The following is a 15766-nucleotide window of genomic DNA, read 5'->3' on the forward strand; positions in this document are numbered from 1 at the left end:
CTCGTCCGCGATGCGGCCGGGCGGATCCTGCTGGTCCGCAAGCGCGGAACCGTGAAGTTCATGCAGCCCGGCGGCAAGCTGGAACCCGGTGAATCGTTCAGCGCCGCCGCGGTGCGGGAGATGCAGGAAGAACTGGGTCTCTCGGTTTCGGAGTCGGATCTGGAAGCGCTCGGCGACTGGTACGGCCCGGCCGCGAACGAAGAAAACACTTTCATTGACGCCGGACTGTTTGCGTACACGCTGCCGGCGGACGGTGCGTTCGGGAGCGGTCCCGTGGCCGCGGCAGAGATTGAGGAACTGCTCTGGCTGGATCCGGCGCAGGCGCTGGAACGCGACGACATTGCACCGCTGCTGCGCGAGCACATCCTGCCGCAGCTGCTGGCCGGGGCCTGAGCGGGGCGTTCCGGGCCAGCGTGCCAGGCAGGCGTTCCAGGCGTCCCTCCCGCCGGTATCCCCGCGTCCGGCATCTCTTCATCCGCAGCAGGGATAACGCTCTTTCCGGCGCACCAAGAGATCCTTCGTGCAGCACCCGGGCCCAAACACCCCGCCCCGAGATCCTTCTTGCAGCACCCGGGCCCAAAACAACCCGCCCCAAAATCCTCCGTGCAGCACCCGGGCCCAAACAACCCGACCCAAAATCCTCCGTACAGCACCCGGGCCCAAAACGGCCGATTTCGCCGCTTTGAGCCCGGGAGCTGCACTATGAAATTAGGCGAACCCCGTTATCTGCACACAGGATTTTCGTGTCGTGCAAACGGGCTATCCGGCGCAGGACCACCGAGAGTCGCGATCATGCCCGTTCCAGCACGCCAAAGCGGCTGGATCGCAGCACTCGACGCAGCAAAGCCGGAGGATCGCCACACTCGACGCAGCAAAGCGGCAGGATCGCGACACTCGACGCAGCAAGGCCGCACGATCGCCACGCTCGATGCCCAGGAGCACCTCCGGAAAGCTACTCGAGCTTTTCCGACGCCTCGAGCCACTGCATTTCCAGGTCCTCCTGATCGGCCGCCAGCGACTGCAGCTTCTTGTTCAGCTCGGCCAGCTGCTCAAAGTCCGCGCCGCCGGCTTTCTCCGTAGCGGCCGTCATCTGCGCGTTGACCTTTTCCACCTGCTGCTTCAGCTTGGACATCTGCCGGTCAATGCGGGTCAGGTCCTTCTTGGCAATCCTCTTCTCCGCCTCGGAGGCACCGGAGGCCACCGCCGTCGCCACCCCGCCGCCGGAACCCGGACGCGAGGACCCGGCCGCCGCCGCGCGGGCAGCCTGCGAGGATCCGCGGGCCGCCGTCGACGCAGAAGAGTTGGCCACCAGGGCTGCGTTGCGCAGCTCAAGGTACTGGTCCACTCCGCCGGGCAGGCCGCGCAGCTTGCCGTCACCCAGCAGGGCCATCTGGTGATCGGTGACGCGCTCCAGCAGGTACCGGTCGTGCGAGACCACCACGAGCGTTCCGGGCCAGCCGTCCAGAACGTCTTCCACGGCAGCCAGGGTGTCAGTGTCCAGGTCATTGGTGGGCTCATCGAGCATCAGCACGTTGGGCTCACCTACGAGCAGGCGCAGCAGCTGCAGGCGGCGGCGCTCACCGCCGGACAGTTCCTTCACGGGGGTCCACTGGCGCTGGGCGTTGAAGCCCAGCTGCTCCACGAGCTGGCCGGCGGAAAGTTCCCGGCCGCCCACGCTGAAAACCCGCTTCTCGTTTTCGATGACCTCGATGACGCGCATGTCCGCCACCTCGTCGAGTTCCTTGACTTCCTGCGTCAGCACGGCCGTCTGCACGGTGGTGCCGCGCTTCAGCCGGCCCCTCGTCGGCTCGATTTCGCCGTTGAGCAGGCGCAGCAGCGTGGTCTTGCCGGCACCGTTGACGCCCACCAGGCCGAGCCGCTCCCCCGGTGCCAGGCGCAGGGTGACGTTCTTGAACAGTTCGGTGTCGCCCAGGGTCAGGGACACTTCCTCAAGGTCCAGGACGTCCTTGCCCAGGCGGGCGGTGGCCATCTTGTTCAGTGACAGGGTGTCGCGGGGTTCGGGCACGTCGGCAATGAGGTTGTTGGCCGCCTCGATGCGGAACTTGGGCTTGGCGGTGCGGGCCGGTGCGCCGCGGCGCAGCCAGGCCAGTTCCTTCTTGACCAGCTGCTGGCGCTTGCCCTCCACCACGTTGGCCATGCGGTCACGCTCCGCGCGGGCCAGCACATACGCTGCGTAACCGCCGTCGAACGGATCGATCACGGCGTCGTGCACTTCCCAGGTGCGGGTGCAGATTTCGTCCAGGAACCACCGGTCGTGGGTGACTACCAGCAGGCCGCCGGCATCGGTGCGCCAGCGGTTCTTCAGGTGCTGGGCCAGCCACGCCACGCCTTCCACGTCCAGGTGGTTGGTGGGCTCATCCAGCATGACGACGTCGTCGTCCCCGGTCAGGAGCTTGGCCAGGGCCACGCGGCGCTTTTGCCCGCCGGACAGCGAGGAGACGGAGGCGTTCCAATCCACTTCCTGGATCAGGCCGCTCATGACGTCGCGGATGCGGGCGTTGGAGGCCCACTCATAGTCAGCGGCGTCGCCCACGATCGCCTGGCCAACGGTGAGGTCGCCGTCGAGCACGTCGGACTGGTCCAGATAGCCCACGGTGACGTCGCGGCGGCGGGTGACGCGGCCTTCGTCGGGGGTCTGCCGCTCGGCCAGCAGGCGCATCAGGGTGGACTTGCCGTCACCGTTGCGCCCGACGACGCCAATGCGGTCCCCCTCTTCCAGGCCCAGGGAAACCCCGTCCAGGATGGTGCGGGTGCCAAAGGAAATGCTGAGATTCTCAGCACCAAGCAGGTGTGCCAATCGGTACTACTTTCTTAAGGTGTCGGTGGGTTTTTATCAGTGGTGTCTCAGGAGGGAACAGTCAGCCGACGACGGCGGGCAGCAGCCGGGCGCCCGGTGCCGGTCCCTCTACGGCGAGGGCGCGGTGGCCCTCTGCACGCAGTGCTGATTCCAGCTCAGCCGCAGCGCCGGTGTCTTCAACCAGGAAGGCGACGGTGGGTCCGGAGCCGGACACCATGCCGGCCAGGGCGCCGAGCCGTTCGCCGGTGCTCAGCAGGTCCGCCAGTTCCGGAGCCAGCCGGAGCGCGGCAGCCTGCAGGTCATTGGAAATAACGGCTGCCAGCTCCCGTGCATTCCCGGACCGCATCGCGGCCAGGACGGCCGGATCAACTTCCGCCGGTTCCTCGGCCTCTTCCTGTGCTTCCGCGCGGAGGGCATCGAGTGCACCGTAGACGGCCGGCGTCGAGAGCCCGGAGTCGGAGGCCACCAGCACCCAGTGCAGCGGTGTCTTGGAAATGGCCGGGGTGAGGCGGTCCCCCACGCCCAGGCCGACGGCGGTGCCGCCGAGGAGCGAAAAGGGAACGTCAGCGCCGAGGCCGGCGGCAATGTCCGCCAGCTCTTCGCGGGACAGATGCGTGTTCCACAGGGCGTCGCACGCCACGAGTGCGGCAGCGGCGTCGGCCGAACCGCCGCCCATGCCGCCGGCCACCGGAACCCGCTTGGTGATGTGCAGGTGCACCCCGGTGGGGTTTTCTGCGAACCCTGCCAGCGCCTGGGCGGCACGAGCCGCCAGGTTGTCCGGTCCCAGCGGAATATCGGCCACCGGAACATGCAGGGGGCCGTCACTGTCCACCGTGACGGTGATGCCGGGAGCCTCGGTGGCCGTTGCCTGCACCTCTTCGAACAGCGAGACGGCCAGGTACACGCTGGCGACCCCGTGGTAGCCGTCGGTCCGGAGGGGACCGACGCGCAGGGATGCGTTGATCTTCCCCGGGGCCCGCACGCGCACGGACGCAGGGGCTGCCAGCGGGGCCGATACGGATGAAAACTTCGCTGCGCTCATATCTTCCAACTTAGAGGAAGGGCGGTCCCCGCCGTTAATGCGGCAGCTGCCGGTGCCGGTGTGCGCTTACTGCTGCGGGGCGCCGTCGGCCCCGGCTTCGGCGTCGGCAGGAGCTTCGGCGTCTTTGGACTCGGCAATCCGGGCGAAGGCGGTGATGTCGATAACCTCGCCGCGGGCACGCGGATCAACGCCGGCGGCGCGGAGCGCGTTTTCAGCCTGGGCCGGGCTGCCGGCCCAGCCGGACAGTGCGGCGCGCAGGGTCTTCCGCCGCTGCGCAAATGCGGCATCAATGACGGCGAAGACCTCTTCGCGGCTGGCGGTGGTGGGCAGCGGCTCGTGGCGGGTGAAGCCGACCAGGCCGGACGCAATCTTGGGTGCGGGCCAGAAGACGTTCATGCCGATCACCCCGGCCTTGCGCATGGTGGTGTACCAGGCAGCCTTGACCGAGGGCACGCCGTAGACCTTGGATCCGGGCACCGCGGCCAGCCGGTCCGCCACTTCATCCTGGACCATCACCAGCCCGTGCTGCAGGGAAGGGAAGCGTTCCAGCAGGTGCAGCACCACGGGCACCGCCACGTTGTACGGGAGGTTGGCCACCAGCGCCGTGGGTTCCACCGGAAGTTCCGTTATGCGCATGGCGTCGCCAAGGACCACGTGCAGCTGGTCAGCCTTCTCGGGCCGCCAGGACGCCACTGTGGCCGGCAGGCGTCCGGCCAGCACCGGATCAATTTCGACGGCGACCACGGACTTGGCCGCATCCAGCAGGCCCAGCGTGAGGGAGCCCAGGCCGGGACCGACTTCCAGGACCGTCTCTTCCGGGCCAACGCCGGCAGCTGCGACGATCCGCCGGATGGTGTTGCCGTCAATCACGAAGTTCTGGCCGAGGGTCTTGGTGGGGCGGACTCCCAGTTCCTCGGCCAGGGCGCGGATGTCAGTGGCACCCAGCAGCGGTTTGACCTGGGGACGGGAAGCGGAGGGGGATTCAGTCACTTAGCAATACTAGCCGAGCGCAGGCCGCAGGCAGGGGCCGCTCCCCCTGCTCCGCCGGCCGACGGATGCCCTGCTTTGGCAGGGCTGACCGGCGGTTATGTTCGTGCGTCTGCACGTGGACTGCCCGCCCGGTGCCCGTCTTCCTGCTGTTCGCTTCCAGAATGGGCGGGCACCCTGCCGGCGCCCGGACAGGGTCGGTAGCATCGCTGCTGGGCCCGCAACAAAACCCGCAGTCCAGGATGGACGGAAATCAGCATGGGCAATGCGTTTGGAATTCGGCTGGAGGAAGCGCGCCGCGAACGGCGGCTCACCCAGGAAGAGCTTGGCGGCGACGTGATCCGGGCACGTGATGTATCTCAGCTGGAAAAAGGACGCCGTGAACCCGGCGGCGGGGCCGTCCGCTTCCTGGCTGATCGGCTTTCCTCCGTCCCCGGGTATCCCCTGCCCCGGCCGGGAGCGGACAGCCGGATCTTTCTGGCGCTCTCGGCCGCACAGGCCTGGGATGAGCGCGACTACCTCAGCGCGCGTCGTTACTCCCGGTTGGCCGCGGACGAGGCGCTGGCCGAGGACGAGCCCAATGAATGGTGGGAAATGGCATTCATGGCGGCGGCCTGCCTCGGGCGGCTGCACGACTATCCCCGATGCATGGCTGAGGCGGAAGTACTTGCCCGGCACCCGCTGGCAGCGCAGGGCCAGCCGCTGCGCCCGGAGGCCGAGACACTGCTGGCCGTGGCCTGCCGGGGCGCAGGCAGATTGCCCGAGGCCGTTCTCCATGCCCGGCGTGCGCTGGAACTGGGCCTGTCCCTGAGGCTCGGAGTGGATCAGCTGCTTGAGGTGTACTCGGCGCTGATAGCCGCGTTGTCCGAAAGCGGGCTGCAGGAGGAAGCATGGGGGCACTGCCGGGCCCTGCTGATTCCCCTGCTCGAAGCGGCAACGGATCCGCAGCGGGCCGGAAAAGGGTACTGGGAGGTGGGGAATGTGGCGTTCCGCCGCGGAGACGTCGCCGCGGGCCTCCGCCACCATGCCAAAGCCCAGACACTTCTGACTCCGGATGCGGATTTGGAGGTGTGGAGCGCGTTCAACCGCAATTCGGCCTCCATGCGCCTGGCTGCGGGACTGCACGACGCCGCCACGCATGAGTGCATGGTGCATGCCGAAACAGCGCTGTCAGTGATGGGCGGCACCGAGGAAGACGAGCTGGAGGACCTGCACAGCCGCGGGCGGTGGCTGCAGCTCGGCGGTGACCACGGATCCGCGGTGAAGGTGCTGGCCGACGTTTACGCCCGCCGCGCTGCCCTCACTCCTCAGGGCGGAGCGGAAGTGGCACTGCACCTTGGGCTGAGCCGGGCGGCGTTGGGAAGCAGACAGGAGGCGGCGCAGCTCCTGGAGGCCAGTGCGGCGGCGTTCCTGACGGCCGGAGCGCTGGACCGTGCCGGTCATGCGGCCCGGCTGGCCGCCCAGACGCGCAGCGGTGACGCCGTGGTGACGCCGTGGGGTTAAACGAAAGGACCGGAGCCTGATTCCAGGTCCGGTCCTTTCATTGAGCTGTTCCGCCCAGTCTGCCGGCTAAGGGCAACGGCTGGTTTAGAGCAGTCCGAGCTTGGCGGCGCAGGCCGGCCAATGACCCCAGCCGCCGTTGGCCCGAAGCTTTTCAGCCACGGCGATCTGCTGCTCGGGGGTGGCCCCTGCTGCAATGGGGGCGTACTGGCCGCCGCCGGCACCGAGCCAGCTGGAAACGCTGAACTGCAGACCGCCGGAGTAACCGTTGCCGGTGTTGATGTGCCAGTCGCCACCGGATTCACACTGGGCCAGTGCGGCCCAGGTGCCGCCCGACGGTGCCGCGCCGCCCGGTGACGGTGCTTCCGGCGCCGGTGCGGCCGGTGCTGCAGGCGCCGCCGGTGCGGCGGGTTCAGCGGGAGTTGCAGGCTTTGCGGGAGCTGCCGGAGCCGGTGCAGCTTCCTTCTTCTTGGTGCCGACGGCAATCTTTGCCGCAACCGGCTCCCGGGAAACGCTTTCGCTGACCAGGGTCCGGCTGGCCTCACGGCCGTCCACCATTACGGTCTCAAAGACTTTAACCTTCTCCCCCGGAGTGCCTTCAACCGTCACCTTTTCCTCGCCCTCATAAAGGAGCGGGTCGGGTACCTGGGTGGTCTCAAACGGGAGGGCTTCGGTAACGGTGTCCTTCTGGCCGGTCTGGACACGGGTGACCTTCAGTGCCATTCCGTCCACGAGTGCAGCAGATTCGGGGGCTGAAACCCGGTCCGTTGCAGAAAGCTTGACGCCTGCCTGCTTGAGTACGTCCGCCACGGTCTCCGCAGTGGTGAAGCGCTCATACGGGGCGCCGTCGATCACGATGGTGACGGTTTTCGGGGTGGAGATGGACAGCTTGTCATCCATTCCGGTGAGCGACGTGTCCAGCGCCGCTGAAACGGCGGAGTTGGCAGAGACCCGCAGTTCGGACACCAGGTCCGCAACGGTCTGCCCGGTGGTGCTGACGGTGGTTTCTTCGCCGTCGAGGGTCAGGTCCACGTTCTTGGCCTTGAAGACTTCGATGGTGGTTCCGTCGGTGACCTCGGTCCCCAGATCGGGAAGAACCTTGTCCGCCTCGGTCACGGAAACATCAGCCTTTTCAAGGACTTCGGCTACGGTTCCGCCGAAGGTCTTGACGCTGGTGCTGGCACCGTCGACGCTGAGGACAACAGACTTGTTGGTACCGACAAAGGCCACCAGTCCCAGAATGAGGGCGACCATCACAACGGCCTGCCCGGTGAGTTTCAACCCACGCCTCACAAATGCATTTGCCACGGAATCCCAAACGTTCACAGTTTCCGGGCACGGGGATCAGGGCGCGTGGCAGCCGATGCCCCCGGATCTCACGGGGCGACTCTTTGCGCAGGCAAGGAACCTGAACCGAAACCGGGCACAGGTGTATTGCGGTGCTTCAGGCGAAGCACGCGCACAACTGTCCCCGGGACGGTGTGTGGTTCGATATCAGTTCCGGTGCCTTCCCCGACCCCGGCTAATAGGTCCTTACCGTAATCGAACCGTGATGTGAGGGCAACCCGGGGTTTTGGCCGCCCAAGTAGTCCGCGACGTTCCCGGGGACCGCCGGCGCCCCGGAACTAGTTCCAGTCGCCGTAAGTCCGGACCGTGTTCGCCACCAGCTCCGACCCCAGTTCGGCGAGGTCCGCACCGAGCTCAGCGGCCATGAACCGGACGGTGTAGGGCACCATGTAACTGGCATTGGGACGGCCGCGGAACGGGTGCGGAGTCAGGAACGGCGAGTCTGTTTCCACCAGCAGCAGCCGGCGGTCAGCCACCGCGAGCGCTTCCCGGAGGTTCCCTGCATTCTTGAACGTGACGGTCCCGGCGAAGGACATGTTCCAGCCCCGCTCGTTGCAGATCCGGGCCAGTTCCGCGTCACCGGAGAAACAGTGGAACACCACTTTCTCCGGGGCACCTTCTTCTTCCAGCACGCGCACCACGTCCTCGTGCGCATCCCGGTCATGGATCTGCAGGGCCAGGCCCAGCCGCTTGGCAATGTCAATGTGCCGCCGGAAGGAATACTGCTGGCGTTCGACGCCGTCGGAACCGGTGCGGAAATAGTCCAGTCCCGTTTCCCCGATGCCCCGCACCCTCGGATGCCGGGCCAGCTCTTCGATTTCCGCCAGGGCCGCGTCCAGTGTTCCTTCGGCGGCCAGGACCGGAGCGTCATTGGGATGGATGGCCACCGCTCCCAGCAGCCGCGGCTCCTCGTCCAGGATCCGCACGGTAAAACGGGAGGACTCAAGGTCGGTCCCCACCTGGACGGCACCGCGCACCCCCGCAGCCTGGGCGGCGTCCATCGCGGCCCGGACTCCTGCAGTGCCGGCCTTGCCCGGAGCGAAGTCCAGATGTGTATGGTTGTCGATCACGGGCACCGGAAGCGGCTCAGGACCCGGGGGGTAAGGCTTCCCGCTCTCCGATCCAAAGTCCAGATAAGCCGCAGGGATATCGCCCGGAACATAAGCACTGTCATTACACATGTCTTTAACCCTAAGTGAGCTTGTAACCTGTATTCACGTGAGGCCGCTGCCCAACGGGGCGGAAGGCCGTCATGTCGCACCACGGGTCCCTGACCACCGGGTTCGGGGCTGCGATTCACCGAGGCTTGGAAGGTATCCATGGACGCTCGAAATCCAGCTGCAGCCGCCGCCCCCTTTGAGACGGATTCCCCCGGCGCCGCGGCACCCGTATCACCGGTTTCCTGGGCTCGTGCTCCCGGAGCAGTGCAGGATGCGGAAGCCTTCCATGAGGCAGCCTCGGGCATTCTTTCCGCTGTCAGCACGGTGATTGACGGCAAGAAAGAAGCGGCCATGCTGGTGCTGACCGTCCTCCTCGCCCAGGGCCATGTGCTGCTGGAAGACGTGCCCGGCGTGGGAAAAACCCTGCTCGCCAAGACCCTTGCCCGGACCATCGACTGTTCCGTCAGCCGGATCCAGTTCACCCCTGACCTGCTGCCCTCCGACGTCACGGGCGTCTCCATCTACAACCAGGACGCCCACCGGTTCGAATTCCGCCAGGGCCCCATTTTCGCAAACATCGTGATCGGCGATGAGATCAACCGGGCCTCTGCAAAGACGCAGTCGGCCCTGCTCGAATGCATGGAGGAACGGCAGGTCACCGTGGACGGCGGCACCTACCGGCTGGCCGAGCCGTTCATGGTGGTGGCCACCCAGAATCCGATTGAAATGGAAGGCACGTACCCGCTTCCCGAGGCCCAGCGCGACCGCTTCATGGCCCGCATCTCCATGGGCTACCCGGACACGGCATCGGAAATAGAGATGCTGGAGACCCATCAGTCCACGTCGCCCCTGGACAAGGTGGGCGCCGTCGTCGACGTCCGTGACGTTGCCGCCATGACTGCCCGGGTGCGGGACATCTTTGTGTCCTCCGCAGTGAAGGAATACACGGTGGCCATTGGCCAGGCCACCCGCGAACACGCGCATCTGCGCCTGGGAGCCAGCCCCCGCGCACTGCTGCAGCTGCTGCGCGCGGCGAAGGCGCACGCAGCCCTGGCCGGCCGCGACTTTGTCCTGCCCGATGACATTTCGCATCTGGCTGACCCGGTCCTGACCCACCGCCTGATCCTGGACCGCAAGGCAGCCAGCTCCGGTGACACGCCCTCGGACCTGCTGGCCCACCTGCTGTCCCGGGTGCCCGTTCCGCGCAGTCCCGCCGGGGAACGAATGCGGCGCTAACCGGCAGTTCGGCCCGCACCACCCGGCACGACCCTTCGGGAAGGCTCCATGGACTTCGCTACTACCGCCCGGCTGCTGACTCCGCGCGGCTGGGGCCTTATTCTGGCCGGCGTCGCCGCGCTGCTGACCGCCCAGATCATGGGGCGCCGCGACATACTGGTGCTCGCCGTCTTCCTCCTGGCCCTGCCGCTGCTTTCCGCGCTGGCACTGCGGATGGTCAAGCCGGTCATCGACGTGGAGCGCACGTTCCATCCGGTCACGGTGGAGACGGGCGTTCCCGTCCGGGTTCTCCTCTCGCTGCGGCCGCCGCGTCCGGTGCGGCAGAGCGCCGCCATGCGCGAAGGGCTGCCGCTCCGCTTTGGCGAGAGCCCGGTGTTCCGCTTTCCGGCGCGCAACCCGGACGCCGACGGCGCCAGCACCTATGAGTACCAGCTGCGGTCAGCGCGACGCGGCATGTTTGTCATTGGCCCGGTGACCGCCGAGTTCACCGATTTGTTTGGCCTCTCCCGGCGGCTGCACACTCTGGGCTCCACACATCCCCTGGTGGTTTCCCCGGCGCCCCGGGAACTGCCCGCCTCCGTGCTGGGCGGACCGCGCGGTGCGGAGGGCTCCGTTTTCAGTCCGCTCCGGGGCAGCCCGAGCGAGGACGACGTGTCCACCCGCGAATACCGGGCCGGAGATCCGATGCGGCGGGTGCACTGGGCGGCCACCGCCCGGCACGGAGAACTGATGGTCCGGCAGGAAGAGCCCGTCACCTCCCCCAGCGCCACCCTTCTGCTGGATGCCCGGGAGTCCTGCTATGCGGGCCGCTATGGTTCCTCGGTGTGGATGGAACCGGCCGGCGGCAACGGACTGTCCACCTCGGAGTCCTTCGAATGGGCCGTGACTGCTGCCGTCTCCGAGGCCGCGTATCTGGTGGACCAGGGTTATTCGCTGCACCTTGTGGACGCGTATGCCCGTCCGGGGCTGTCCCGCTCGCCGTCCGCCCGCAACCCCGCGCAGCGCGATTTCAGCGGACCTGCCGGGCTGCAGGACCTCGCGGACGGGCTCGCCGCGCTGGAGCTGGAGTCCGGCTCCCCGGATCGCCAGAACGACGCCGACGACGCAGTCCGCGCCCGGCGCCGTGCGCGGACTGGAACGCCGGGCCCGGCCCCCATGCCTGAAGACCGCGGAGCCTTTGGCACCGCCCTCCTGGATTCACTGGCCCAGCGCCGGCGCGGTCCCCTGTTGGCAGTTCTGGGAAGATTGAGCCCCGACGACGCCGCCCGGCTGGCACCCGCCGCCGACTACGCCACCCGGGCGTGCGCCGTCCTGGTAGTGGACCGGCTGCAGGATGCGGCGCAGGCCATGGCCATCCTGCGTTCCGGCGGCTGGGAAGCAGTGGCTGCAACACCCCAATCGGATCTGGCACAAACGTGGGCCGCCTTTTCCTCCGCTCCCGTTATGCCTGTTCCTGCAACCCGCACGCGGGAGGATCGTCCGTGACCGCAATGCTCTCCCGTCCCTCACCCAGCGTTCCGCCCCCTCCGCCGCCCGCAGCCCGGTCCCCCCGGCCCCGGGCGCCCTGGGACTGGCCGTCTGCCGGAGCAAGCATCATTGCAGTCCTGCTCTGCACCATCAGCCTGCACGGGGTCTTTGACGGCTGGTCCTGGCTCCCGCCAATGGCCCTCACCACTGCCGTTGTGGTTTCGGCCATGGCAGCGGCACGCCGGTTCCGGTTCCCCACTGCCCTGGTGCCGGCCGCGGGCCTTGCAGCGCTCGTCGTCGTGCTGACCTGGCTGTTCGCAGCCTCCACCGCTTTCCTTGGCCTGCTGCCCACCGGCGGATCGCTGGACCGGGTCAACCAGCTGATCACCGAAGCCCAGGCCACCATCATGAACCAGGTGCCTCCCGTGCTGTCCGATCCCGGGATCGTGTTCATCGCTTGTCTTGGCACCGGCCTTATTGCCCTGCTGGTGGACACGCTGGCCACCACGCTGCGCATGCCGGCGGCGAGCGGACTGGGGCTGCTGTCCCTGCTGATTGCTCCGGCCGTGCTCAAGCCCGAGAGTGTTGGCGTGGTTCCCTTTCTCCTGGCTGCCGCCGGCTACCTGATTCTCCTGGCCGCCGGTACCTGGCAGGAGCGGCCGCGCAGCGGAAACGACGCAGTCCTCTCCCCGCCGCGAAGCCAGGTGGGTACGGCGGCGGGAATCGGTGCAGCCGCCCTCATGGTTGCTCTGGTCCTGCCCGCAGCGCTCCCGGGGTTCACCCAAGGCTCGTTTCCGCAGGGCTCCCGGTTGAACATCTGGACAGGCCAGTCCGGGCTGAACCCGGTGGTGGCCCTGGGCGCGGACCTGCGCCAGCCCTCCGCCGGGGGCCGGATCCGGTACGCCACCGATTCCAAGCAGCCGGTCTACCTGCGGTCCACCACGCTGGAAGATTTCTCCGGCCGGCGCTGGGCGCCTGATCTGCGCGAGGACAGCAGGCGGGGCGGGTTGCAGGACATGGTCCCGGCGGAGGGCAGCACTTCACCGGCGGGAGCCTCCGTCTACACCACGCGGGTCAGCTCCACGTCATACGCCAGCCCGTGGCTGCTGGCCCCGTATGCACCGCTGCAGGTGTCCGGGGCGAACGGAAAGTACAGCTGGGATCCGAAGACCATGACGGTCATCGCCGAGGAAAACAAGAGCACGCCCAGCCTGAACTACGAGGTGCAGAGCTCCGCCCTCAACGTGTCCACGGCTTCCCTGCAGGCGGTAAGGCCGGCGCCCAAAGATGCGGTGGACCCGATGTTCACGTCCCTGCCGGATGACCTGCCGGCCAGCATCCGGGATGCGTCGGCGGAGGCCACCAAGGGCGCCGTGGGCCCGTATGCGCAGGCCATGGCCATCCAGGCCTTCCTGCGCGGGAACCAGTTCAGCTACTCCCTGGACGCACCGGTGGATGGCGGCTATGACGGCAACGGCATTGACGTCCTGGACCGGTTCCTGCAGGAAAAGTCCGGCTACTGTGTGCACTTTGCCGCCGCCATGGCCGTCATGGCGCGGGAAGCAGGCATTCCCAGCCGCATGGCCCTGGGCTTTGCGCCGGGGCGGTCCACCGGGGAATCCGTCACCGGTGAGCAAGGGCAGGAGCTGCGGGAGTACGAGGTCGATTCCCGCGACGCCCATGCCTGGCCGGAACTGTATTTCGACGGCGTGGGCTGGGTGCGGTTTGAGCCCACTCCCTCGCGCGGTTCGGTCCCCTCCTACGCGCTGGCGCCGCTGCCCAGTCTTGCCCAGACGCGCGACGACGACGACGATCTCCGCAGCGTGAATCCGGCGGTCCCGGGATCCACACCCCAGCGTTCCACCGAGGCAGCTGCCCCGGCGGCCCCTGCCGCCGCACCGGCTCAGCCTGAGCAGACAGAGGCCGGCCGGTATGCCGGAGTGGGCCTGGGGCTGGCCGTCGCCGCTGCCGCCCTTCTGAGCCCCTGGATGCTGCGCCGGCGCAGGCACAGCCTCCGCCGCCGCGCAGTGGTTACCGCCGGGACGGGCCCGGGAAGTTTGGGAAGTTTGGGAACTCCGCAGAGCCGCGGCGGCGCCGGATATCCGAGCGGTGCGCCCGCTGCGCTGGCGTGGGATGAAGCAGCAGACACCGGCGTGGACTACGGCTATGTGCCGCAGAAGTCGGAGTCTCCGCGTGCGTATGCGCAGCGGCTGGCGGCCGAGGCAGGGCTTTCGGCAAGCGCCGCCGGTGCCTTGGATAACCTTCGGGCTGCGTACGAACGCGCTGTGTATGCCGCGCCCAGCGCCGGGGCGCGGGACGGCGTTTCCTTGGGCACTGTTCCCTTGGATTCCGTTTCCTCGGACACCGCGTCCTCACCCGCCGGATCCGGGCTCTCCCGCCCGGCAGCACCCTCCGCCGGCCCCGCAGACGAGCAGCGGGACCGGCTCTGGAGGGACGTTGAAGCAGTCCGGGCCGGGCTTGGTGCTTCGGCGTCCAGAGGCGCCCGGCTGCGGGCGCGCTTCTTCCCTGCATCGCTCGCATCCAGGTTCCGCCGCTAGCCGGGAGCGGCCGGCGGCGGAACCTCCCTCATCCGCGGACCTGACTCGGTCCGGACCTGACTCGGTCCGAACCTGATGAGGTCTGCGGACCTGCCCGGTCCGCGAACCTGCTAGTCCGCGGTGGGGTCGGCGATGCCGATGTACTGCGTGTAGAGGTATTCCTCGATGCCTTCGGCGCCGCCTTCACGCCCCAGACCGGACTGCTTCACGCCGCCGAACGGTGCTGCAGCGTTGGAAACGACACCGGCGTTGAGGCCGAGCATGCCGGTTTCCAGCTTCTCGCCAATCCGCAGGCCCCGGTTCAGGTCCTCCGTGAAGACATACGCAACCAGGCCGTATTCGGTGTTGTTGGCCAGGGCCACGGCTTCCTCCTCTGTGGAGAAAGTGACAATCGGGGCTACCGGGCCAAAGATTTCCTCTTTGAGGATCCGGGCGTCGGCAGCCACATTCTTCAGCACAGTGGGCTGGTAGAAGTAGCCCGGACCGTCCACCGGTGCGCCGCCCACCACTGCCTCGGCACCGCCGTCGACCGCGTCCGAAACCAGGGAGTGCACCTTGTCGCGGGACTTGGCGTCGATCAGCGGGCCGATCTTGGACTCGTCCTCGGTGCCGCGCGCCGTGGTCATGGCCCCCACCTTGGCCGCGAACTTCTCGGCGAACTCATCGGCAACGGACTCGTGCACAATGAAGCGGTTCGCGGCGGTGCAGGCCTCGCCCATGTTCCGCAGCTTGGCAGCCATGGCACCGGTGACGGCCTTGTCCATGTCAGCGTCCTCGAAGACCACAAACGGAGCGTTGCCGCCGAGCTCCATGGAGGTGCGCAGCACCCGGTCCGCGGCGTCACGGATCAAGCCCTGGCCCACGGGGGTGGAGCCGGTGAAGGAGACCTTGCGCAGGCGCTCGTCCTTCATGATCGGACCGGTGACATCACCGGCGGAAGTGGTGGACACCACGTTCAGGACGCCGGCCGGCAATCCGGCTTCGAGCATCACGGCGGCAAAAAGCTGGGAGGTCAGCGGGGTGAGCTTGGCCGGCTTGAGCACCATGGTGCAGCCCGCGGCCACAGCGGGGGCAATCTTGCGGGTGGCCATGGCCAGCGGGAAGTTCCACGGGGTGATCAGCAGGCAGGGTCCCACCGGCTTCTTGTTCACCATCAGCCGGGACTTGCCGTCCGGGGAGGTGCCGTAGCGGCCGGAAATCCGGACGGCTTCCTCGGAGAACCAGCGCAGGAATTCGGCGCCGTAGGTGACTTCGCCCCGGGCCTCGGCCAGCGGCTTGCCCATTTCCAGGGTCATCAGCAGGGCAAAGTCTTCCGCCCGTTCGGTGACCAGTTCAAAGGCGCGGCGCAGGATTTCCCCGCGCTCCCGCGGTGCGGTCTTGGCCCAGGAGTCCTGTGCAGCGGCGGCAGCGTCCATGGCCAGGGCGCCGTCTTCGGCACTGGCGTCGGCGATGCTCAGCAGCACCTTGCCGGTGGCGGGGTCTTCGACATCAAATGTCTTGCCGCCGGCAGCATCCCTCCACTCGCCGTTGATCAACAGGCCGGTGGGAACGCGGGCCAGCAGTTCGGCTTCGCGGTCAGCGGTAATACCCATGGGATGCCTCCAAGATTGACGTCATTGCCCGGGCCGGAAAGGCCCGTTATCTGTGTTCA

10 protein-coding genes and 1 pseudogene are annotated in these 15766 nt (G+C 67.7%); 5 read left to right on the plus strand and 6 right to left on the minus strand.

The window, feature by feature from the left end:
* Nucleotides 1-6: 6 nt before the first annotated feature.
* Nucleotides 7-393, plus strand: a pseudogene (locus AC4D2Q_RS07790) (NUDIX hydrolase); the annotation flags it as partial.
* Between the two features lie 559 nt (nt 394-952).
* Here AC4D2Q_RS07790 and AC4D2Q_RS07795 read toward each other — a convergent pair.
* The 3 genes from AC4D2Q_RS07795 to rsmA all read right to left on the minus strand — a co-directional run bounded on the left by AC4D2Q_RS07795 (nt 953) and on the right by rsmA (nt 4850).
* Nucleotides 953-2818 carry an ABC-F family ATP-binding cassette domain-containing protein gene (locus AC4D2Q_RS07795; RefSeq protein ID WP_490945935.1) on the minus strand — a complete coding sequence of 622 codons (1866 nt, stop codon included), beginning with the start codon at nt 2816-2818 and terminating at the stop codon, nt 953-955.
* A gap of 61 nt (nt 2819-2879) precedes the next feature.
* The gene (locus AC4D2Q_RS07800; protein WP_490945936.1) at nt 2880-3860 is read right to left on the minus strand and encodes a 4-(cytidine 5'-diphospho)-2-C-methyl-D-erythritol kinase; all 981 of its coding nucleotides are present in this window, start codon (nt 3858-3860) and stop codon (nt 2880-2882) included.
* Between the two features lie 66 nt (nt 3861-3926).
* Nucleotides 3927-4850, minus strand: a complete 924-nt coding sequence (rsmA, locus tag AC4D2Q_RS07805; RefSeq protein WP_490945937.1) for a 16S rRNA (adenine(1518)-N(6)/adenine(1519)-N(6))-dimethyltransferase RsmA — start codon at nt 4848-4850, stop codon at nt 3927-3929.
* Between the two features lie 255 nt (nt 4851-5105).
* Between rsmA and AC4D2Q_RS07810 the strand changes: the two genes are divergently transcribed.
* Nucleotides 5106-6350 (plus strand): helix-turn-helix domain-containing protein, encoded by a 1245-nt coding sequence (locus AC4D2Q_RS07810; RefSeq protein ID WP_490945938.1) that lies wholly within the window; start codon nt 5106-5108, stop codon nt 6348-6350.
* Nucleotides 6351-6434: 84 nt separating this feature from the next.
* Here AC4D2Q_RS07810 and AC4D2Q_RS07815 read toward each other — a convergent pair whose 3' ends face one another.
* Nucleotides 6435-7601, minus strand: a complete 1167-nt coding sequence (locus AC4D2Q_RS07815; RefSeq protein ID WP_490945939.1) for a resuscitation-promoting factor — start codon at nt 7599-7601, stop codon at nt 6435-6437.
* A gap of 371 nt (nt 7602-7972) precedes the next feature.
* A complete protein-coding gene (locus AC4D2Q_RS07820; RefSeq protein ID WP_490945940.1) occupies nt 7973-8875 on the minus strand; it encodes a TatD family hydrolase in 903 nt (300 codons plus the stop codon).
* 138 nt (nt 8876-9013) lie between these two features.
* Between AC4D2Q_RS07820 and AC4D2Q_RS07825 the strand changes: the two genes are divergently transcribed.
* Genes AC4D2Q_RS07825 through AC4D2Q_RS07835 form a run of 3 tightly spaced genes read left to right on the plus strand, consistent with a single transcriptional unit; the run spans nt 9014 to nt 14115 of the window.
* Entirely contained in the window at nt 9014-10090 is a 1077-nt protein-coding gene (locus AC4D2Q_RS07825; protein WP_490945941.1) for an AAA family ATPase, read from the plus strand.
* Nucleotides 10091-10138: 48 nt separating this feature from the next.
* Nucleotides 10139-11575 carry a DUF58 domain-containing protein gene (locus AC4D2Q_RS07830; RefSeq protein ID WP_490945942.1) on the plus strand — a complete coding sequence of 479 codons (1437 nt, stop codon included), beginning with the start codon at nt 10139-10141 and terminating at the stop codon, nt 11573-11575.
* Nucleotides 11576-11580: 5 nt separating this feature from the next.
* The gene (locus tag AC4D2Q_RS07835; RefSeq protein ID WP_490946215.1) at nt 11581-14115 is read left to right on the plus strand and encodes a transglutaminase TgpA family protein; all 2535 of its coding nucleotides are present in this window, start codon (nt 11581-11583) and stop codon (nt 14113-14115) included.
* 110 nt (nt 14116-14225) lie between these two features.
* Here the strand turns inward: AC4D2Q_RS07835 and AC4D2Q_RS07840 are convergent, their stop codons facing one another.
* Nucleotides 14226-15707: an NAD-dependent succinate-semialdehyde dehydrogenase gene (locus tag AC4D2Q_RS07840; protein WP_490945943.1), complete on the minus strand. Its 1482-nt coding sequence runs from the start codon at nt 15705-15707 to the stop codon at nt 14226-14228.
* Nucleotides 15708-15766 lie beyond the last annotated feature (59 nt).

Source organism: Arthrobacter sp. TJ-178 (genome assembly GCF_058269275.1).

Coding starts and splice junctions, on each gene's coding strand:
- AC4D2Q_RS07800 (WP_490945936.1), bottom strand. CDS start 3,860: ATGAGCGCAGCGAAGTTTTCATCCGTATCGGCCCCGCTGGCAGCCCCT.
- AC4D2Q_RS07810 (WP_490945938.1), top strand. CDS start 5,106: ATGGGCAATGCGTTTGGAATTCGGCTGGAGGAAGCGCGCCGCGAACGG.
- AC4D2Q_RS07815 (WP_490945939.1), bottom strand. CDS start 7,601: ATGGTCGCCCTCATTCTGGGACTGGTGGCCTTTGTCGGTACCAACAAG.
- AC4D2Q_RS07820 (WP_490945940.1), bottom strand. CDS start 8,875: ATGTGTAATGACAGTGCTTATGTTCCGGGCGATATCCCTGCGGCTTAT.
- AC4D2Q_RS07825 (WP_490945941.1), top strand. CDS start 9,014: ATGGACGCTCGAAATCCAGCTGCAGCCGCCGCCCCCTTTGAGACGGAT.
- AC4D2Q_RS07830 (WP_490945942.1), top strand. CDS start 10,139: ATGGACTTCGCTACTACCGCCCGGCTGCTGACTCCGCGCGGCTGGGGC.
- AC4D2Q_RS07835 (WP_490946215.1), top strand. CDS start 11,581: ATGCTCTCCCGTCCCTCACCCAGCGTTCCGCCCCCTCCGCCGCCCGCA.
- AC4D2Q_RS07840 (WP_490945943.1), bottom strand. CDS start 15,707: ATGGGTATTACCGCTGACCGCGAAGCCGAACTGCTGGCCCGCGTTCCC.